At 68.5% G+C, this 16,786-nt stretch carries 18 protein-coding genes and 2 tRNA genes; 14 read left to right on the forward strand and 6 right to left on the reverse strand.

The window, feature by feature from the left end:
- Positions 1-25 precede the first annotated feature (25 nt).
- From mreC to AC1RRR_RS25895, 5 genes are read left to right on the forward strand one after another with little or no spacing between them, the layout of a single operon-like run.
- Entirely contained in the window at positions 26-1,111 is a 1,086-nt protein-coding gene (mreC, locus tag AC1RRR_RS25875; protein ID WP_492817537.1) for a rod shape-determining protein MreC, read from the forward strand.
- Positions 1,108-1,623, forward strand: a complete 516-nt coding sequence (locus AC1RRR_RS25880) for a hypothetical protein (protein WP_291870563.1) — start codon at positions 1,108-1,110, stop codon at positions 1,621-1,623. The genes mreC and AC1RRR_RS25880 overlap by 4 nt, the downstream gene beginning before the upstream one ends.
- Positions 1,624-1,627: 4 nt before the next feature.
- Positions 1,628-3,661, forward strand: a complete 2,034-nt coding sequence (gene mrdA / locus AC1RRR_RS25885; RefSeq protein WP_492817539.1) for a penicillin-binding protein 2 — start codon at positions 1,628-1,630, stop codon at positions 3,659-3,661.
- Positions 3,658-4,815, forward strand: coding sequence for a rod shape-determining protein RodA (gene rodA, locus AC1RRR_RS25890; protein WP_492817541.1), 1,158 nt, complete (start codon positions 3,658-3,660; stop codon positions 4,813-4,815). Before mrdA ends, rodA begins: the two co-directional genes overlap by 4 nt.
- Entirely contained in the window at positions 4,815-5,354 is a 540-nt protein-coding gene (locus AC1RRR_RS25895; protein ID WP_492817543.1) for a GNAT family N-acetyltransferase, read from the forward strand. Before rodA ends, AC1RRR_RS25895 begins: the two co-directional genes overlap by 1 nt.
- Here the strand turns inward: AC1RRR_RS25895 and pip are convergent.
- Positions 5,351-6,343, reverse strand: a complete 993-nt coding sequence (gene pip / locus AC1RRR_RS25900; protein ID WP_492817545.1) for a prolyl aminopeptidase — start codon at positions 6,341-6,343, stop codon at positions 5,351-5,353. The two genes, AC1RRR_RS25895 and pip, sit on opposite strands and share 4 nt — an antisense overlap.
- Before the next feature lie 115 nt (positions 6,344-6,458).
- Here pip and AC1RRR_RS25905 point away from each other — a divergent pair, with 115 nt between their 5' ends.
- Complete coding sequence (locus tag AC1RRR_RS25905) at positions 6,459-6,968, forward strand: TlpA family protein disulfide reductase (protein WP_492817547.1); 510 nt, start codon at positions 6,459-6,461, stop codon at positions 6,966-6,968.
- Between the two features lie 59 nt (positions 6,969-7,027).
- Positions 7,028-7,285 carry a low temperature requirement protein A gene (locus AC1RRR_RS25910; protein WP_492817549.1) on the forward strand — a complete coding sequence of 86 codons (258 nt, stop codon included), beginning with the start codon at positions 7,028-7,030 and terminating at the stop codon, positions 7,283-7,285.
- A 7-nt stretch (positions 7,286-7,292) separates the two neighbouring features.
- Here the strand turns inward: AC1RRR_RS25910 and AC1RRR_RS25915 are convergent, their stop codons facing one another.
- Positions 7,293-8,273, reverse strand: a complete 981-nt coding sequence (locus tag AC1RRR_RS25915; protein WP_492817551.1) for an alpha/beta fold hydrolase — start codon at positions 8,271-8,273, stop codon at positions 7,293-7,295.
- A 114-nt stretch (positions 8,274-8,387) separates the two neighbouring features.
- Here AC1RRR_RS25915 and AC1RRR_RS25920 point away from each other — a divergent pair, with 114 nt between their 5' ends.
- Positions 8,388-9,605: a multidrug effflux MFS transporter gene (locus tag AC1RRR_RS25920; RefSeq protein WP_492817553.1), complete on the forward strand. Its 1,218-nt coding sequence runs from the start codon at positions 8,388-8,390 to the stop codon at positions 9,603-9,605.
- Here the strand turns inward: AC1RRR_RS25920 and AC1RRR_RS25925 are convergent.
- Positions 9,596-9,982: a DUF423 domain-containing protein gene (locus AC1RRR_RS25925; protein WP_492817555.1), complete on the reverse strand. Its 387-nt coding sequence runs from the start codon at positions 9,980-9,982 to the stop codon at positions 9,596-9,598. The genes AC1RRR_RS25920 and AC1RRR_RS25925 overlap by 10 nt on opposite strands.
- A gap of 120 nt (positions 9,983-10,102) precedes the next feature.
- Between AC1RRR_RS25925 and AC1RRR_RS25930 the strand changes: the two genes are divergently transcribed.
- From AC1RRR_RS25930 to AC1RRR_RS25940, 3 genes are read left to right on the forward strand one after another with little or no spacing between them, the layout of a single operon-like run.
- On the forward strand, positions 10,103-11,209 hold the full coding sequence (locus AC1RRR_RS25930; protein WP_492817557.1) for an Rv3169 family protein: 1,107 nt from the start codon (positions 10,103-10,105) through the stop codon (positions 11,207-11,209).
- The gene (locus AC1RRR_RS25935; protein ID WP_492817559.1) at positions 11,206-12,216 is read left to right on the forward strand and encodes a phosphotransferase family protein; all 1,011 of its coding nucleotides are present in this window, start codon (positions 11,206-11,208) and stop codon (positions 12,214-12,216) included. Before AC1RRR_RS25930 ends, AC1RRR_RS25935 begins: the two co-directional genes overlap by 4 nt.
- A complete protein-coding gene (locus tag AC1RRR_RS25940) occupies positions 12,213-12,638 on the forward strand; it encodes a hypothetical protein (RefSeq protein ID WP_492817561.1) in 426 nt (141 codons plus the stop codon). The genes AC1RRR_RS25935 and AC1RRR_RS25940 overlap by 4 nt, the downstream gene beginning before the upstream one ends.
- A gap of 9 nt (positions 12,639-12,647) precedes the next feature.
- Here the strand turns inward: AC1RRR_RS25940 and AC1RRR_RS25945 are convergent, their stop codons facing one another.
- The 3 genes from AC1RRR_RS25945 to rlmB form a co-directional block, all read right to left on the reverse strand.
- Positions 12,648-13,382: a TerC family protein gene (locus AC1RRR_RS25945; protein ID WP_492817563.1), complete on the reverse strand. Its 735-nt coding sequence runs from the start codon at positions 13,380-13,382 to the stop codon at positions 12,648-12,650.
- 116 nt (positions 13,383-13,498) lie between these two features.
- Positions 13,499-15,274, reverse strand: coding sequence for a stalk-specific protein StpX (gene stpX, locus AC1RRR_RS25950; protein WP_492817565.1), 1,776 nt, complete (start codon positions 15,272-15,274; stop codon positions 13,499-13,501).
- A 107-nt stretch (positions 15,275-15,381) separates the two neighbouring features.
- Positions 15,382-16,218 carry a 23S rRNA (guanosine(2251)-2'-O)-methyltransferase RlmB gene (rlmB, locus tag AC1RRR_RS25955; RefSeq protein ID WP_492817567.1) on the reverse strand — a complete coding sequence of 279 codons (837 nt, stop codon included), beginning with the start codon at positions 16,216-16,218 and terminating at the stop codon, positions 15,382-15,384.
- Positions 16,219-16,391: 173 nt separating this feature from the next.
- Between rlmB and AC1RRR_RS25960 the strand changes: the two genes are divergently transcribed.
- The 3 genes from AC1RRR_RS25960 to AC1RRR_RS25970 all read left to right on the forward strand — a co-directional run.
- Positions 16,392-16,477 (forward strand) — tRNA-Tyr (locus tag AC1RRR_RS25960).
- A 106-nt stretch (positions 16,478-16,583) separates the two neighbouring features.
- A tRNA-Gly gene (locus AC1RRR_RS25965) sits at positions 16,584-16,657 on the forward strand.
- Positions 16,658-16,710: 53 nt separating this feature from the next.
- The coding region (locus AC1RRR_RS25970) for a hypothetical protein (RefSeq protein ID WP_334349513.1) at positions 16,711-16,786 on the forward strand (76 nt) is incomplete at its 3' end.

Consider the following 16,786-nt stretch of genomic DNA (forward strand, 5'->3'; position numbering starts at 1 on the left):
GGGGGGCGCCGGGAGATACAAGTACGTGCCCTTTCGCGAAGGTCCCCTCGGCGACCTGAAAGTGCCGCTTACCTGGACGGCGGCGGTGGCCCTGATCGTGGCGGCCGTCATCGCCGTCGCCTTCCTGTTGGCTGACCGCCGCGAGACGCTCCAGGAGCAGGCCTATGGCGTCACCCGCCAGACGGTGGACGTCGTGGCCAAGCCGGTCAGCGGCGCCATCGCCGCGCCCGGACGCTGGACGGGCCTGGGCCTCGACTTCGTCCGCAGCTACTTCTTCACCGCCGAAGAGAACCGCCGGCTGAAGGTCGAGCTGGCCGAGATGCGGCAGTGGCGTGACCGCGCCCTGGCCCTGCAGGACCAGAACGAGCGCTTCAAGTCGCTGATGGGCCTGCGCACGGATCCGCCGATCCCGATGGCCTCGGCCCGCGTGGTCAGCGACAGCCGCGGCCCCTTCGCCAACACCCGCCTGGCCGACGCCGGCTCGGAAAAGGGCATCGTGGTCGGCAACCCGGTCCTGAACGAGCGTGGCCTGGTCGGTCGCGTGGTCGGCGTCTCGCACGGCGTCAGCCGGGTGCTGCTGCTGACCGACATCGCCTCGCGCACGCCGGTGATGATCGACCGCACCAACGCCCGCGCCATCCTGACCGGCGACGGCGGCCCAAATCCCAAGCTGGAATACCTGCGTGGCGTCGATCCGATCCAGCAGGGCGACCGGGTCGTGACCTCCGGCGACGGCGGCGTCGTGCCGCGCGGCCTGCCGGTGGGCGCGGCCGTGAAGGGCCTGGACGGTCGCTGGCGCGTGGTGCTGTTCGCCGACCAGTCGTCGATCGACTTCATCCGCATCCTGCTGTTCAAGGACTTCGCCCAGCTGGCGAACGAGAAGGAGCTGCAGGCCAAGACCCTGCCGCCGGTGACAACCGAGGATCCGCAGACCTCGATCCTGTCGGTTCCGAAGCCGGCCCCAACGCCGACCGCGCCTGCGACCACGCCGCCGCCCGCCGCAACGACGACTACGCCGAAACCCGCGACCGCGCCCAAGCCGACCGCGCCCAAGCCGGCTCAGCCGAAGCCGGCTGCGGCTGCTCCCGCACCGACGGGCGCGCCCCAATGAGCATGAGCGGCGGGCGAGCGCTGAACCCCGGACGCTGGCTGGGCGTGCCGATGCTGCTGTGCATCGTGGCCACCATCCTGTTCGCCGCGCCGATCCGCATCTGGGGCCTGCAACTGCCTGAGCCGGTGTTCGCCATGGTCCCGGCCTTCGCCTGGGCCATGATCCGGCCGTCGATCCTGGCGCCCTTCGCCCTGCTGATCCTGGGCCTGTTCCTGGACATCTTCTGGGGCGGGCCGACGGGCCTGTGGGGCCTGTCGTTGCTGGTCGCCTACGCCATGGTCCTGATCCTGCGCAACGCCATGACCGGCCAGAGCCGGCCGATGATGTGGGCCTGGTTCGCCGGGGTCACGGCCGTGACCATGGTCGCGGGCTTCCTCTTCACCATGCTCGACAGCCTGGCCATGCCCAGCCTGCTCGCCGTCTTCTGGCAGTTCCTGGTGACGGCGCTGCTGTTCCCGTTCGCCCACCGCCTGGTCGATCGCTTCGAGGACGCCGACGTGCGGTTCCGGTGAGGCCATGAGCGAACCGTCCATCTTCTTCTTCGAGGTCAACGAGCGTCAGGGGGTCTTCCACCGGCGCGCGTTCCTGCTGGGCGGCTTCACCGGCCTGGGCCTGCTGGCCCTGGGCGGCCGCCTGGCCCAGCTGCAGCTGGTCGAGGCCCAGCGCTACCAGAAGCTTTCGGCCGGCAACCAGTTCAACTACCGCCTGGTGCCGCCGCCGCGCGGCCTGATCCTGGACCGCAACGGCGTGTCGCTGGCGTCCAACCGGCCCAATTTCCGGCTGATGATCAACAAGGACAAGGGCCTGGACGCCGAGGCCGTCCTGACCGACCTGGCCAAGCTGGCGCCGATCGACGAGGCCCGCCGCACGCGCGTGCTCAAGGAACTGGCCCGCGCCCCGCGCAAGGCCCCGGTCGTGGTGATGGAGGACCTCTCGTGGGAGGAGTTCTCGCGCATCAACATCCGCGCGCCGGAACTGCCCAACGTCACCGCCGACATGGGCGAGGTGCGGGTCTATCCGTTCGGCGGCGCTTTCGCCCACGTGATCGGCTATGTGGCCAAGGTCTCTGATCGTGACCTGAAGGCGGCCGAGGGCGACGCGACTCAGGACCAGGAGCTGCTGCACCACCCGGGCTTCCGGATCGGCAAGCAGGGCGTCGAGAAGGCCTTCGACAAGCAGCTGCGCGGCCGCGCCGGCGCCACCAAGACCGAGGTGGACGCGCAGGGGCGCGTCGTGCGCCTGGATCCGGCCGGCGACATCCCGCCGTCGCCCGGCGCCGAAGTCCGCCTGACCCTGGACGCTGACATCCAGAACCGCGCCCTCGAGGTGATGGGCGACGAGAGTGGCGCGATCGTCGTGATGGACATCCGCAACGGCGACCTGCTGTGCATGGCCTCGGCGCCCAGCTTCGACGCCAACCGCTTCGTGAAGGGTTTGTCGGGGGCGGAGTACAAGGCGCTGGCCGAGTACGAGCGCAAGCCGCTGCTCGACAAGTCGCTGACCGGCACGTTCCCGCCGGGCTCGACCTTCAAGCCGACCGTCGGCCTAGCCGCGCTGACCGCCGGCATCGATCCGGAGATCCGGATCAATTGCCCGGGCAGCTGGTACTATGGCGGCCGGGTCTGGCGCTGCTGGGAAAAGGGCGGTCACGGCCCCCAGAACATGCACGACGCCATCAAGAACTCGTGCGACGTCTATTTCTACCAGACCTCGCTGAAGGTTGGCCCCGACGCGATCGCCACCGCGGCGCGGGCCATGGGCTTTGGCCAGCTGTTCGACATCGGCATCCCCGGCCAGAAGAAGGGCAACGTCCCTGATCGGGCCTGGAAGAAGCGGGCGTTCAAGAAGAATCCGGCCAACCAGATCTGGTTTCCGGGCGAGACCCCCAGCTACGGGATCGGGCAGGGGGCCCTGACGGTCAACGCGCTGCAGCTGGCGGTGATGACCGCGCGCCTGGCCAACGGCAAGAAGGCCCTGAACCCGCGCCTGATCAAGTCGGTCGGTGGCGTCGAGCAGCCCAGCGGCGCGGCCGTGCCCGACCTGCCGTTCACCCAGGAGCACCTGGAATATGTGCGCGGCGGCATGGCGGCCGTGGCCAACGACGTGCGCGGCACCGCCTATCGCCAGAGCCAGCTGGGCCTGGGCGATGTGCAGATGGCCGGCAAGACCGGTACGGCCCAGGTGCGCAGCTATGACGGCGTCGCCAACCGCAAGGGCACGGGCACGATCTGGCGCCTGAAGGACCACAACCTGTTCGTGGCCTTCGCACCCTATGACGACCCGCGCTACGCTGTGGCGGTCATCATCGAGCACGGCGGCATGGGCGGCGCCACCGCCGGCGCGCCGCGCGCCCGCGAAGTCATGCGCGTGGCGCTGCTGAAGGATCCCGAGATCCGCGCCCGCATCGAGCGTCCCGCGCCGTTGCCCGAGGTCGCCCCGGAAGACATCATGGAAGGCGTCGCGCCGGAGGATCCCGTCGAGGGCGTCGCGCCGCCGGCGCCGGACGTTGCGCCTGTTCCGCCCACCACCCCGCAGGGAGGCCCCCGATGACCCTGAGCGGCGGCCTGACCCGGCCCGGCGAACGCGATCGTCCGGTCATCAAGTTCATGGAGGTCGACTGGACCTTCTGCCTCGTCCTGGCCCTGATCGCGGGGACGGGCGGGCTGATGCTGTTCTCGATCGCCGGCGCCTCGTGGGAGCCGTGGGCCGACCGGCACCTGCTGCGCTTCGGCGTCTATTTCATCATCATGATCGCCCTGGCCATGTGCGACCTGCGATGGTGGTTCAACGCGGCCTATCCGATCTATGTGGTCGGGGTGCTGCTGCTGGTCGCGGTGGACCTGGTCGGCGACATCTCGCTGGGCGCCCAGCGCTGGCTGCAGGTCGGCCCGCTGCGCTTCCAGCCGTCCGAGGTGATGAAGATCGGCCTCGTGCTGGCCCTGGCGCGCTTTTACCACGGCCTGTCGGCCGATCGGGCGCGGATGTCGTGGTGGCTGCTGATCCCGGCGGCGATGATCGGCGTGCCGTTCCTGCTGGTGGCCAAGCAGCCTGACCTGGGCACCGCCATCCTGCTGGGCGCGACTGGCGGCGCGATCATGATGCTGGCGGGCCTGTCCTGGCGGATCATGGCCGCGCTGGGCGCCATGGCCGCCGTGGCCATCCCGCCCTTCATCATGTTCGGGCTGCACGACTATCAGCGCAACCGCATCCTGACCTTCATGAACCCCGAGAAGGATCCCTCGGGCGACGGCTATCACATCCTGCAATCCAAGATCGCCCTGGGCTCGGGCGGCCTGCTGGGCAAGGGTTTCGGCCTGGGCTCGCAGAGCCAGCTGAACTTCCTGCCCGAGAAGCAGACCGACTTCATCTTCGCCACCCTGGCCGAGGAGTTCGGCTTCGTCGGCTGTTTCGGCGTGCTGTTCCTGTACGGCGCGGTGATCTTCATGGCCCTGCGCATCGCCTCGATCAGCCACAGCCACTTCGGACGCCTGTCGGCCGCCGGGGTGACGGCGACCTTCTCGCTCTATGTGCTGATCAACGGCGCCATGGTCATGGGCCTAGCTCCGGTCGTGGGCGTGCCGATGCCGATGCTGTCGTACGGCGGCACCGTCATGCTGACGGTCATGGTGGGCTTTGGCCTGGTGCAGTCCGTGCGCGTGCACCGCTACACCGAAGTGACCAGCGGCAAGGGTTCGCTGGTCTGATGGCGGAAGGCGAGGCCGAGCTACTGCCCGTCCTCGTCACGCCGCGCCTTCGCCTCCGTTGTTTCCGACCCGAGGACGCGCAGGCCCTCAGCGCCAATCTGACACCGCCGGTGATCCGCTGGCTGACTTCGTGGCCCGATCCGGTCACGATCGAGATCGCCGCAGAACGCATCGCCGAAGCCCGGCAAGGCGCGCGTGAAGGCTGGCATGCGGGCTACGCCATCGAGCGCCTTTCGGATGGCGTGCTGATCGGTGGCTTCGGCGGCGGCGCACCCGACGGCCGGGTCGAGATCGGCTATCACCTCGCCGAGCACGCCCACGGGCAGGGTTACATGCTGGAGGCCGCGACGGCCGGCTTGGCGGCGATGTGGGACATCCTGCCGGCCCAGACGATCGTGGCCCAGGCCCATCCGGACAATCCCGGTTCGCGGGCGATCCTCACCCGGCTGGGCATGCGCCTGACGGGGGAGGGGCCGGCCTACGCTCCGGCGCGGGGGATCTGGGAACCCGGCTGCTTCTACGAGATAAGCCGGCCTTAGCTGCTGACCAGCGCCGCCTCGGTCGCCCGCACCAGCCCGTCGATGACGCCGGGCTCGGTCGAGGCGTGGCCGGCGTCCCAGACGATGTCGAAGCGGGCTTCGGGCCAGGCCTTGTGCAGCTTCCAGGCGCTGTCCAGCGGGGTGACCACGTCGAAGCGGCCCTGGACGATCCAGCCGGGGATGTGGCGGATCTTGTCGATGTTCTTCAGGATCCAGCCGTCCTGGTCGAAGAAGCCCTTGTTCGTGAAGAAGTGGCACTCGATCCGCGCGAAGGCGATCGCGAAGTCTTCTTCGTTGAATTTCGGAGGGCGCGCTTCAGGACCACGAAGGGAGATGGTGTCGCCTTCCCACTGGCTCCAGGCGGCGGCGGCTTCCAGCTGCACGCGGCGGTCCTGGGCGATCAGGCGGCGGTGGTAGGCGGCCATCAGGTCGCCGCGCTCGTCCTCGGGGATCGGGGCCAGGAACCGCTCCCAGGCGTCGGGAAACAGCATCGAAGCGCCTTCCTGGTAGAACCAGCGCAGCTCGCGCTCGGTCAGCAGGAAGATGCCGCGCAAAACGAGGCCCGAGACGCGCTCGGGATGCTTGATGGCGTAGGCCAGGGCCAGGGTCGAGCCCCACGAGCCGCCGAACACGGTCCACTTCTCGACGCCCAGATGCTCGCGCAGGCGCTCGATGTCCTCGATCAGGCTCCAGGTGGTGTTGTCGTCCAGGCTGGCGTTCGGCCGCGAGCGACCGCAGCCGCGCTGGTCGAACAGGGTCATGCGCCACTTGGTCGGGTCGAAGAACCGCCGCATGGTCGGATTGACCGCGCCGCCCGGACCGCCGTGCAGGATCACGCAGGGCTTGCCGCGCGGATTGCCGCATTCCTCGTAATAGATCTCGTGTTGGCCGCCGGTCGGCAGCCAGCCGAACGAGAACGGCTCGACCTCACGGAAGAGACCACGACGGCCGATGGAGCCCATGACGGCGGCGGAAGCGTTACGATCCATGAGACTAACCCTAACGTGGTTTGTATCCGCCTGTGAACGGATCATCGCAAACTCGCGCATCTCCCTTGAGTTGAGCCGATTTGCATCGCACGCTTGCGCGCGATCGGGGAAGCGCATGATCAAACGCAGAGATATGTTGGCCGGCCTCGCGGGCGCGGGTCTGGCGTCGGCGACACAGGCGGCCGAGAAGCCGCGCGAACGCAAGGAGATGCTGGGCGCGCCGGCTCCGGCGTACGAGGTGACGACCTTCGACTTCCGCAACTTCACGCAGGCTCAGCTGGCTGGGCAGGTCGTGGTCCTGAACTATTGGGCGACGTGGTGCATGCCCTGCCGGGCCGAGATGCTGGTCATGGACACCTACATGCGTCGGCGCACCCCGTCGGGCCTGAACATATTCGCCATCGCCACCGAGAGCTCGGTGCCGACCTACAAGCTGAAGCCCTTGTCGGACGCCTTGTCCTTTCCGCTGATCCGCCGGTTGAAGGGCAAGGGCTATGGCCTGATCGGCGGGGCGGTGCCCACGACCTATGTGATCGACCGACAAGGTCTGGTGCGCCACGCCCGAGCGGGCGCCTTCGACACGGAGAGTTTCGACACGCTGATCACGCCGCTGCTGGAGGCTTGAGTACAGAATTTCCGCGAGACGCGGGATGCGAGCGCCGCTTGAAGCGTTATGTTGCGACCATGAATCGAACGCCCGAAGACTATTCCGACGACGAACTGCTCGAGATGCTCAATCCCGCGCAGCTGGCCGAGCTTGACCGCCAGATCGGTGAGATGTTCGGGGCCGAGGGCGTTGACCGGATCGAGGCGCTGTTCGCCATGGCCAATGTCTACAGCCTGCGCGCCGCCGAGCGCGACGAGGTCTCGGCCCTGGCCATGCTGCAGCTGGCGGCCGCCATGCGCCGGCGCGCCGAGCTGATGCTGGCGTCGAAGAACTAGAAGCGCCTTAGGGGAACTTCCGGTCCAGCCAGTCGAGGATCGCCGCATTCACCTCGGCGGGTTTTTCCTGCTGGGTCCAGTGGCCGCTGCCTTCGATCAGCACCTTTTCCAGGTCCGAAATCTGGTCGCCCATGCGGTCGGCCATGGCTGGCGGCAGCACCACGTCCAGCTCGGCCATGATCATCAGGCAGGGGATGCCGTCGATCCGGCGGGGCAGGCTTTCGGCCTTCTGCCAGTTGCGGGTGAAGTTGCGGTACCAGTTGATGCCGCCGGTGAAGCCCGTGCGCGTGAAGGCGTCGACGAAGAAGGCCAGCTCGTCGGGCTCCAGGAACTGGTTGTCGTCGGTCGCCGGGTCGTAGTGAGTGAGCGCATCCTGCAAAGCCAGGCTGCGGCGCTCGGCGGGACGGCCCAGGAACTCGTCCTGGCTGCCCTTGGGCTTGCGCATGAAGAAGCGGATGGTCCGTTCCGGATCCGCGCCCAGCCGCGCGTCGGCCTCGCCGGGCTTTTGGAAGTGGACGATGTACATGTCCTCGCCATAGGCGTTGCGGAACATCTCGATCGGATCCAGCGGCAGGCGCGGGGTGAAGGGCGTGTTCAGGCCGATGACACCGGCCACGCGGTCCGGGTGCAGCAGCGGCATCTGCCAGACGACGATGCCGCCCCAGTCGTGGCCGACAAAGATCGCCTTCTCGACGCCCAGGTGATCCAGCAGACCGACGAGGTCGCCGGTCAGGTGTTCCATGTCATAGGCCTCGACGGGCTCGGGGCCGGGCGTCAGGCCATAACCCCGCTGGTCGGGCGCGATCACCCAGCGGCCGGCGGCGGCCAGGGCGGCGATCTGGTGGCGCCACGAGAAGGCCAGTTCGGGAAAGCCATGGCAGAAGACGATCGGCACGCCCACGCGCGGGCCGGCTTCGTAGTAAGCCATGCGGATGCCGTTGACGTCGGCGTACTGGGGCTCGGGCAGGCCTGGATTCTTGACCGTCATGACCGCTCGTCCTCCCGCGTTTCTAGGTGATTGCTGATCACCGTGGAGCCCGCATCGGGTCCGGGCAAGCGCCATTTGAGGTTTCCGTAGGGGCGAAAAGGCGTAGAAGGCCCCATGACTGACGCAGCTTCGCCGCCCGCCGCCGTTCCGTGGCGTCTCGTCCTGCTTCTGGGCGCGCTGACGGCCTTCGCGCCGATGTCGATCGACATGTACCTGTCCAGCTTGCCGGCGATCGGACGCAGCCTGCACGCGGGACCCGAGCAGACCCAGACGACCTTGGCGGCCTTCTTCGCCGGCATGGCCATCGGCCAGATCATCTACGGCCCGGCCTCTGACCGCTTCGGCCGTCGACTGCCAATGCTGATCGGGATCGGGGTGTTCATCGCCGCCTCGGCGGTCTGCGCGCTGGCCCCCAGCATCGAGATCCTGATCGCCGCGCGTTTCGTCCAGGCCCTGGGCGGCTGCGCGGGCGCGGTGATCGCCCGCGCCGTGGTTCGCGACCGCTTCAGCCACGCCGACACCGCCCGCGTCCTGTCGCTGATGACCCTGATCATGGGCCTTGCCCCCGTGCTAGCCCCGCAGCTGGGCGGCGTGGTGCAGTTCTTCGCCGGCTGGCGCGGCGTGTTCTGGACCTTGGTCGGCTTCGGCGCGCTGATCGCCCTGTGGGTCATGGTCAGCCTGGGCGAGTCCCGCTCGGCCGAGACCGAGGCCCAGGCGCGGTCGGAGAACCCGCTGCGGGCCTATGTCGCTCTATTCGGCATGCGCCGCCTGATGGGCTACGCGATCGCCGGGGCGCTGAACGGGGCGGTGCTGTTCACCTACATCTCGGGCGCGCCGGACCTGGTGATGGGGACCTATGGCCACTCGCCGCTGGTCTTCAACCTGATCTTCGCCTTCAATGCCGTCGGCATCATCGGGGCCAGCCAGATCAACCGGCTTCTGCTCCGCAGAAACCTCCCGGACCAGGTGCTGAGCAAGGCCAGCATCGCCTCGATCGTCGCGGCCTTCCTGCTGAGCCTGGCGGCCTTCACCGGTTGGGGCGGTCAGTGGACGGTGCTGCCGCTGCTGTTCTGCGCCCTGTCGATGTATGGCCTGATGGGCGGCAACACCATGGCCGGCGCGCTCAGCGTCGATCCGCGCCGGGCCGGCTCGATCTCGGCCCTGATGGGCTCGGCCTCGTTCGGGGCGGGGGCGCTGGCCTCGTGGGCTGGCGGCCTGCTGCATGACGGCACGCCGCGGCCGGTGGCCGGGGTGATGTTCGCCTGCCTGGTCGGCTCGGCCCTGGCGATCTTCTTCCTGGCCCTGCCGGGCGGGAAGAAGCTTCAGGCCTGATCGTCGGCGGGCCAGCCGAAGGCTCGCCAGGCCAGGACCGCCCAGCCGGTCATCAGAGACAGGCCGCCCAGCGGCGTCACCGCGCCCAGGATGCGCGGCCCGCCCAAGGCCATGGCGTACAGCGAGCCCGAGAACAGCACGGTCCCGGCCAGGAAGAAGGCCGCCGCCGCGCCCATGCCCTTGATCCCCGCCCGGTGCAGGCCGAAGGCGGCGAACACGGCCAGGGCGTGGGCCATCTGGTACTGCGAGCCGGTGTGCAGCCACTCGACCGGCTTGGGCTGCGACATGCCGTGCGCGGCGAAGGCGCCGAAGACCACGGCCAGCAAGCCGCTGACCGCCGCGAGGCCCGTCCAGATCCGGGGAGTCCAGGCCTTCATCCGCTTTACGTTCCGTCACCGTTGCAATCGCAGAGCGCGACCTTAACGTCGTTCACCTGGACGTAAAGCGACGCCGCTTCCTTACGCAGCAGAGCGCCGCATCGGACAGGGGAGGACGGCATGGCGCTCACCTGGGGCGACGATTACCCGATCCATCAGACGCCCGAGCCCGTGGCCTATGCCGGGACGGATCGGAACTTCTACGATCGTTATTTCTTCAACGGCTACGCGCCGGCAGGCGACGGCAGCGACCTGTTCTTCGCCGCCGCCTTCGGGGTCTATCCGCACCTCAACATCGCCGACGCGGCCTTCTGCGTAATGCGCGATGGCAAGCAGGTGAACCTCCACGCCAGCCGTTGGCTGAAGATGGAGCGGATGGACCTGAACGTTGGGCCGATCAGCATCGCCGTCGAGACGCCGCTGCAGCGCTTGAAGCTGACCGTCATCGCGCCCGAGCAGGGCATCGCCGCCGAGATCGTCTTCGAAGGCCGCGCCTTCCCGATCGAGGAGCCGCGCTTCGTCCGCCGCAACGGTCCGCGCACCTTGCTGGACTACACCCGCCTGACCCAGAACGGCCGCTACGCGGGCTGGATCGAGGTCGATGGCGTGCGCACCAGCGTCGACGGCTTCGTCGGCACCCGCGACCGCTCGTGGGGTGTTCGGCCCGTGGGCGCTCGCGATCCGCAGGAGCTGGCCCCGCCGGCCTTGCCGCAGTTCTTCTGGCTGTGGGCGCCGTGCAATTTCGAGGACGGGAGTCTCTTCTTCCACACCAATGATGACGAGCTGGGCCGGGCCTGGAACCGTCGCGCGGTCTGGCTGGAGGACGGCGGTCGCGAGGACGACTTCGGCGGTTTCGCCCAGTCTGCCTGCGCCATCGCCTGGAAGAGCGGCACGCGCCACGCCTCTGCCGCCACGATCGATCTCGGCGCCGACGGCTCCGTGACCGTCGAACCCAAGACCGAGTTCTTCATGCTGGGCCTGGGCTACAACCATCCCGTCTGGGGGCACGGCCTGAACCACGGCGCGCTGAAGGTCGAACGCGAGGACTTCGTCACCGCCGAAATGGACCGCAAGATGCCGCACTTGCTGCACGTCCAGGCGCTGAGCGACGTGACCTATGTCGATGGCGCGGGCCGCGCGCGGACGGGCAGGGGCGTTTTCGAGCAATTGGCCATCGGCCCGCACGCGCCGTCGGGCTTCGCTTCGATCCTGGACATGGCCCCGTGAGCCTGGCCGAGCGCCTGGAGGCGTACCTCACCCGCACCTGGGACCAGCCGGTCACGGTCGCCGATCTCTCGCGCATCCCCGGCGGGGCCAGCCGCGAGACCTATCGTTTCGCCGCCAAGGTCGGGGACGAGACCCGGCCGCTGATCCTGCGCCGTGACCCGACCGGCAGCCTGATCGAGACCGACCGCAATCTCGAATATCTCGCCCTGGAGAGCTTCCACGACAAGCTGCCCGCGCCGCGCCCGGTGGCCATGGATGCGGAAGGCGCGGAGCTGGAGCGGCCGTTCTTCATCATGGAGCGGGTCGAGGGCGGGGCGGCGGCTTCGCCGTTCACGGTGCTGCCGTATGGCGACCATGCCAGGGCGATCGGCGAAAGTTTCTTCCAGATCCTCGGGATCATCGCCGCCGCCGATCCAGCCAGCTTGCCCCTGGCCAAGGCCGCGCCTGCGCCGACGCCCGAGGACTGCTGGCGCGTGGCCCTCGATCAGTGGTCCGACGTGATCGAGGCCGACGAGCAGCATCCGCAGCCGATCGTCCGCGCCGCCATCCGCGCCTTGCGTCGCAAGCCGCCGCCGCCCGCAACGGCGGTGCGGGTGGTGCATGGCGACTATCGCACCGGCAATTTCCTGCACGACGGGGCGGGCAAGATCCTGGCGATCCTGGACTGGGAGATGGTCCATCTGGGCGACCCGCTGGAGGACCTGGCCTGGGCGATCGATCCGCTGTGGGGCCATTTCGACGCCGCCAATGTCTCGGGCATGATCCCGCGCGCCGACGCCTTGGCGGTGTGGTCGCAGGCCAGCGGTCTGCCGGTAGACGAAGAAGCGCTGTCCTGGTGGTCGCTGTTCGCGGCCGTGAAGGGGCAGGCGATCTGGACCTCGGCGGCCAAGGAATATCGCGACGGCGGCTTCAAGGAGCCGATCCTGGCGGTCTCCGGCTGGTACACCGCCCGCCGCCACGACGAGATCCTGGCGGCCATGCTGCTGCGTCTGGAGGACCTGTCATGACCCCCAGCTTGCCCGACGTCCTGGTCGGCAACTTCCTGTGCATGATGGACCCCGGCCCGCCCGAGCAGCAGGGCGAGTTCATGGCCGGCAAGGTCGCCATCGTCGCCATCCTGTCGCTGCTGGCCGCCCAGGAGACCGAGCGCGGCGTGGCCGCGCGGGTCGCCGAGAACATCGCCATCCGGGCGGTGCTGGACGAGGCGGCGGTCGATTACGGACTGGACGTCGCGGGGCTTCCGTCGACCGAGGGCCTGACCTTCTCGGCCCTGGACCGGGTCAACGCGGCCCTGCGCACGGCGTTGATCGGTCTGCACGAAGAGGTCGAGACGCGGGGCGACACGGCGCGCCACCACGCGATCCTCAGGCTCTACGCCAAGATGGCCGAGCTGCGACGACTGGACCTGCCGCCGCTACCGGGGCGCTGAACGCCCCGGCTACTTGTGCTTGTTGTGCTGGGCCACTTCGTCCGGCTGGATGTCCAGCGGGGCCGGGGCGGCGGCGTTGTAGGCGCCCGTCTGGTGCAGGTCCATGACCACGCTGCGGTGGCCTTCCCAGATCATGTGCAGGGCGACGTACAGCACGATGGCCAGGCCGACGAAGCCGATCCAGCGGTGCTTGTGCAGCAGGTTGGCGATGGCGCTGGCGGCCAGGCCCATCAGGGCGATCGACAGCAGCAGGCCGAAGATCAGGATGCCGGGGTGCTCGCGGGCCGCGCCGGCCACGGCCAGCACGTTGTCCAGCGACATCGAGACGTCGGCGATCAGCACCTGGATGAAGGCCTGCTTGAAGGTCTTGGCCTGGCGGACGGGCGGTTCGGTGCTGTCATCGCCGTCGATCGCGGCCATGGCCTCGGCGTGAGCGGCCTGCTCGCGCATCTCGCGCCACATCTTCCAGCAGACCCACAGCAGCAGGAAACCGCCGGCCAGCAAGAGGCCGATGACGCCCAGCAGCCAGGTGGTGATCAAGGCAAAGCTGATGCGCAGCACGACGGCGGCGCCCAGGCCGTACAGGATGACCTTCTTGCGGTCCTTGGGCGGCAGGCCGCCGGCGGCCAGGCCCACGGCCACGGCGTTGTCGCCGGCCAGGACCAGGTCGATCATCAGGACCTGGAGCAGGGCGGTCAGCGGGCCTTGCAGGCCGCCGAGATTGGCGCTCAGAGCTTCGAACATGCGTCCTCAATGCGGTGACGCGCCCAGCGATGCAAGGCGCAAAACGCCGGGTCAGGCGCAAAAGCAAAGACGCCCCGGATCGGTGATCCGGGGCGTCCGCTTTTCAGGCGCTCGCCTTAGTGGGCGTGCTCGGGTTCTTTCGCAGCATGGGGGGCATGGTGCGGGTCGTGAGCCGCATGGCCGTGGTCGCCGTGATGGGCGTCGTGGCCATGGTCGCCATGCCCGTCAGCCGGAGCGTGGTGCTCGTCATGGCCGTGGCCATGATCGGCCGCCGGGGCGTGAGCCTCGTGACCGTGGCCGTGGTCGTCATGGCCCGACGTGTTGGCCATGAAGGGGTTGGTGTACGAGACGTGCTCGGCCGGCGCGTGCGGCTCGGGATGAGCCTGGGCGTGCAGGTCGTGGCCATGGCCGTGATCAGCGTGGCCATGGTCGGCGTGACCGTGATCGTCATGACCGTGGCCGTGGTCGGCCGGCGCGGCATGGGCGTCGTGATGACCATGGTCATCATGGCCGTGGCCGTGATCGTCATGGTGCGACATGGCCGAGGCGGCGACCGCGCCCACGGCCGCGCCACCGGCGGCGGCCACGAACGGGTTCACGTACGAGACGTGGGCCGATGAGGGCTTGGGATCCTCGAACTCCATCTCGTTGCGGCCGTAGTCGGTCAGGGTGCGGTACTTGCGCTGACGCTCGGCCTTGCGGCGGGCCGCCGAGGCGCTGCGCGAGACGCCGACCAGGATGATCAGAGCCAACAGCACCAGGGCCACGCCCAGGGCGGTCTTGATCGGCACCGAGCCCAGGCCCGGCAGCGAGATGTTGCCGTTCAGGGCGCCCAGGTCGAGCTGGCCGAAGCCCTTCTTGACCTTTTCCGGCAGGGCGGCGACGCGCTTGCTGATCGTGCCCAGGGCGAAGCCTTGCGGCTGCTTGGCGCCGTTCAGCTCGAGGCCGAAGTCCGACTTCAGCTGACCCTTGGCTTCCGGACCCGGCTTGACCTGCCACGCGAAGGTGGTGGGCTCGCCCGGCTTGACCACGGCGGTCTGGCGACCGTTCGGGGTGACTTCATAGCCTTCGCCCGACAGTTCGGCGTAGGCGCTGGTCTTCTTGGCGGCCTTGGTCAGGCCCAGCTTGGCGGCTTCCTGCTTGATCAGGTCGCCCAGCGTGGCCGGCAGCGACAGGGTCACCTGGCCGGGCTGGTTCTTGCCCAGGCTCTCGCCGGCGGCCAGGACGGCGCCGTTGGTGGCTTCAGGCGCGACGGCGGCCTGCAGCTTTTCGAGCTTGGTGGCCGGCTTGGCCGGAGCGGCCGGGACGACCGGCGGCTTGGCGGCCACGACGGGCGGCTTGTTCAGCGGCGTCGCGGGCAGCACCGGCTTGGCGGCCTGCACGGGCGCGGGCGCCGGAGCGACCGTCTTCGGTGCGACGGGCTTGGCCACGATCGCCGGCTTGGCGGCCGGATGGTGGGCGACCGGCGCCGGCTTCGCCGCCGTCGGGATCGTCGCGTAGACGCGGTGCGGCTTGGCGGCCGGGCGCTGTTGCTCGTAGCGGCTGGAGCCCTTCGGATTGGCGATCGGGCGCATGGCCGTGACCAGCGTGCCGTCCGGACGGCGCCAGGTCTTCAGATGCGAGTTGCGCGCGGGCGGCGGAGGCAGGGGCTGCGACGACACGCTGGTGTCGCCGGTCGCGGCCACCGGACCACCCAGCAGGCCGTCCTGGGCCTGGCTGGCGTCCGGCGCCGGCGCGGCGCCCATCAGGTCCGGCGTACCCGCATCGGCCTGCTGGTAGTCGCTGCGCGGCGGCGGCGCACTGGCCTGGTCGCCAGCGCTGCACCCGGCGAGCAGCAGCACACCGGCCGCCGAAGTCGCCAGAGCGGCCACGCGTACATTACGTACAAACATCGGGTCCCCCGATCCCATGTCGAAATTCTCCGCGAGCAGGCGCTCGCGGACCACTGTTCGCGAGAAAAGCACGAGCTTGCGACGAAATCAAAACGGTTAAAGAGGATTCACGAACTCAATTCTTCCCTGAGGCGAACTCTGGACGCCTCGTAGAGTGCGATCGCGGCCGCTGCCGAGACATTCAGGCTCTCAAAACCACCCGGCATCGGGATCTTTCCCAAGGCATCACAATGCTCTGCGACCAGGCGGCGGACACCTTCGCCCTCCGAACCCAGAACAAGTACAGTCGCCTGTCCGTCGAGTACGGCTTCGAGACTTTCTTCGGCTTCGCCGGCCAGGGCGATGGCGCGCCAGCCCAGTTCGGCCAGTTCCTCGAGCGCTCGGGAAAGATTGATCACGCGCGCGTAGGGCACCTTGTCGACCGCGCCGACGGCGGTCTTGGCCAGCACGCCCGACAGAACCGGCGCATGGCGGTCCTGCAGGATGACGCCGGTGGCCCCGAACGCGGCGGCCGAGCGGAAGATGGCGCCGATGTTCTGCGGGTCGGTGATCTGGTCCAGCATGACCAAGAGGCCCTTCGCCGGCGTCCCCATCTCGGCGAGGCTCATGGCCTCGGGCTCATCGATCTTCAGCGCCAGGCCCTGGTGCACCGCGCCCTGCGGCAGCTGCTTGGCGATCTCCTGGCCTTCCATCACCTGCAGGCAGGAAAGCTTCTGGAGATTCGGGGCGAGTCGCTTGGCCCGGTCCGGGGTCGCCAGAAGGCGCTTCGGAGCCGGTCGGCGGGGGTTCGAAAGCGCCGCTTCCACGGCGTGAGTCCCCCAGATCCAGTCCTTGGCGTCACCTTGGCCGCGAGAAAAGCTGTTTTCTTTCCGGGGCTTGGAACGAAAATCGCGTCCGGGTGCAGAAGGACGTTTCCGGTCGTTGCGTTCGGAATGAGAGGACACTATAAGACGCGCTCCGATTTGGGGCCCCAAGGGCTTCTCGGGCCGCCGGCGCTGCTCTTAGCATCGTCCGTCACCGGTCCAAGAAGCTTTTGTTCCAGTTCGAAGTTCAACGGCTTGCTGTTGCGCATTGAACCGGGTAAAGGCCGCCGGCTTCGGAACTCCGTCGCGTGCTTGGGGGAATGTCCCGAGTGGCAAAGGGGGGGGACTGTAAATCCCCTGGCGTACGCCTTCGCAGGTTCGAGTCCTGCTTCCCCCACCATGCACGCGACGAGTTCCGAGGGCAGGGCGTCCTGAACCCAGGACGGGTCCCAGAGCCAGAGACCGGGAGCCGATCGCGACCCCGCTAGCCCTCACTGGGTGATTAGGCGGGTATAGCACAATGGTAGTGCAGCAGCCTTCCAAGCTGAGGATGCGGGTTCGATTCCCGCTACCCGCTCCAGCTCCCCATATGAGTCACCCCAACAACACCCGCCGGCGCGAAGGTAAGAGACGATGGCCAAGGAAAAGTTCGAACGTAATAAGCCGCACTGCAACATCGGCACCATCGGTCACGTTGACCATGGCAAGA

This window comes from Caulobacter sp. GW821-FHT12D05 (genome assembly GCF_058807295.1).

Coding starts and splice junctions, on each gene's coding strand:
- AC1RRR_RS25880 (WP_291870563.1), top strand. CDS start 1,108: ATGAGCATGAGCGGCGGGCGAGCGCTGAACCCCGGACGCTGGCTGGGC.
- mrdA (WP_492817539.1), top strand. CDS start 1,628: ATGAGCGAACCGTCCATCTTCTTCTTCGAGGTCAACGAGCGTCAGGGG.
- rodA (WP_492817541.1), top strand. CDS start 3,658: ATGACCCTGAGCGGCGGCCTGACCCGGCCCGGCGAACGCGATCGTCCG.
- AC1RRR_RS25895 (WP_492817543.1), top strand. CDS start 4,815: ATGGCGGAAGGCGAGGCCGAGCTACTGCCCGTCCTCGTCACGCCGCGC.
- pip (WP_492817545.1), bottom strand. CDS start 6,343: ATGGATCGTAACGCTTCCGCCGCCGTCATGGGCTCCATCGGCCGTCGT.
- AC1RRR_RS25905 (WP_492817547.1), top strand. CDS start 6,459: ATGATCAAACGCAGAGATATGTTGGCCGGCCTCGCGGGCGCGGGTCTG.
- AC1RRR_RS25910 (WP_492817549.1), top strand. CDS start 7,028: ATGAATCGAACGCCCGAAGACTATTCCGACGACGAACTGCTCGAGATG.
- AC1RRR_RS25915 (WP_492817551.1), bottom strand. CDS start 8,273: ATGACGGTCAAGAATCCAGGCCTGCCCGAGCCCCAGTACGCCGACGTC.
- AC1RRR_RS25920 (WP_492817553.1), top strand. CDS start 8,388: ATGACTGACGCAGCTTCGCCGCCCGCCGCCGTTCCGTGGCGTCTCGTC.
- AC1RRR_RS25925 (WP_492817555.1), bottom strand. CDS start 9,982: ATGAAGGCCTGGACTCCCCGGATCTGGACGGGCCTCGCGGCGGTCAGC.
- AC1RRR_RS25930 (WP_492817557.1), top strand. CDS start 10,103: ATGGCGCTCACCTGGGGCGACGATTACCCGATCCATCAGACGCCCGAG.
- AC1RRR_RS25940 (WP_492817561.1), top strand. CDS start 12,213: ATGACCCCCAGCTTGCCCGACGTCCTGGTCGGCAACTTCCTGTGCATG.
- AC1RRR_RS25945 (WP_492817563.1), bottom strand. CDS start 13,382: ATGTTCGAAGCTCTGAGCGCCAATCTCGGCGGCCTGCAAGGCCCGCTG.
- stpX (WP_492817565.1), bottom strand. CDS start 15,274: ATGTTTGTACGTAATGTACGCGTGGCCGCTCTGGCGACTTCGGCGGCC.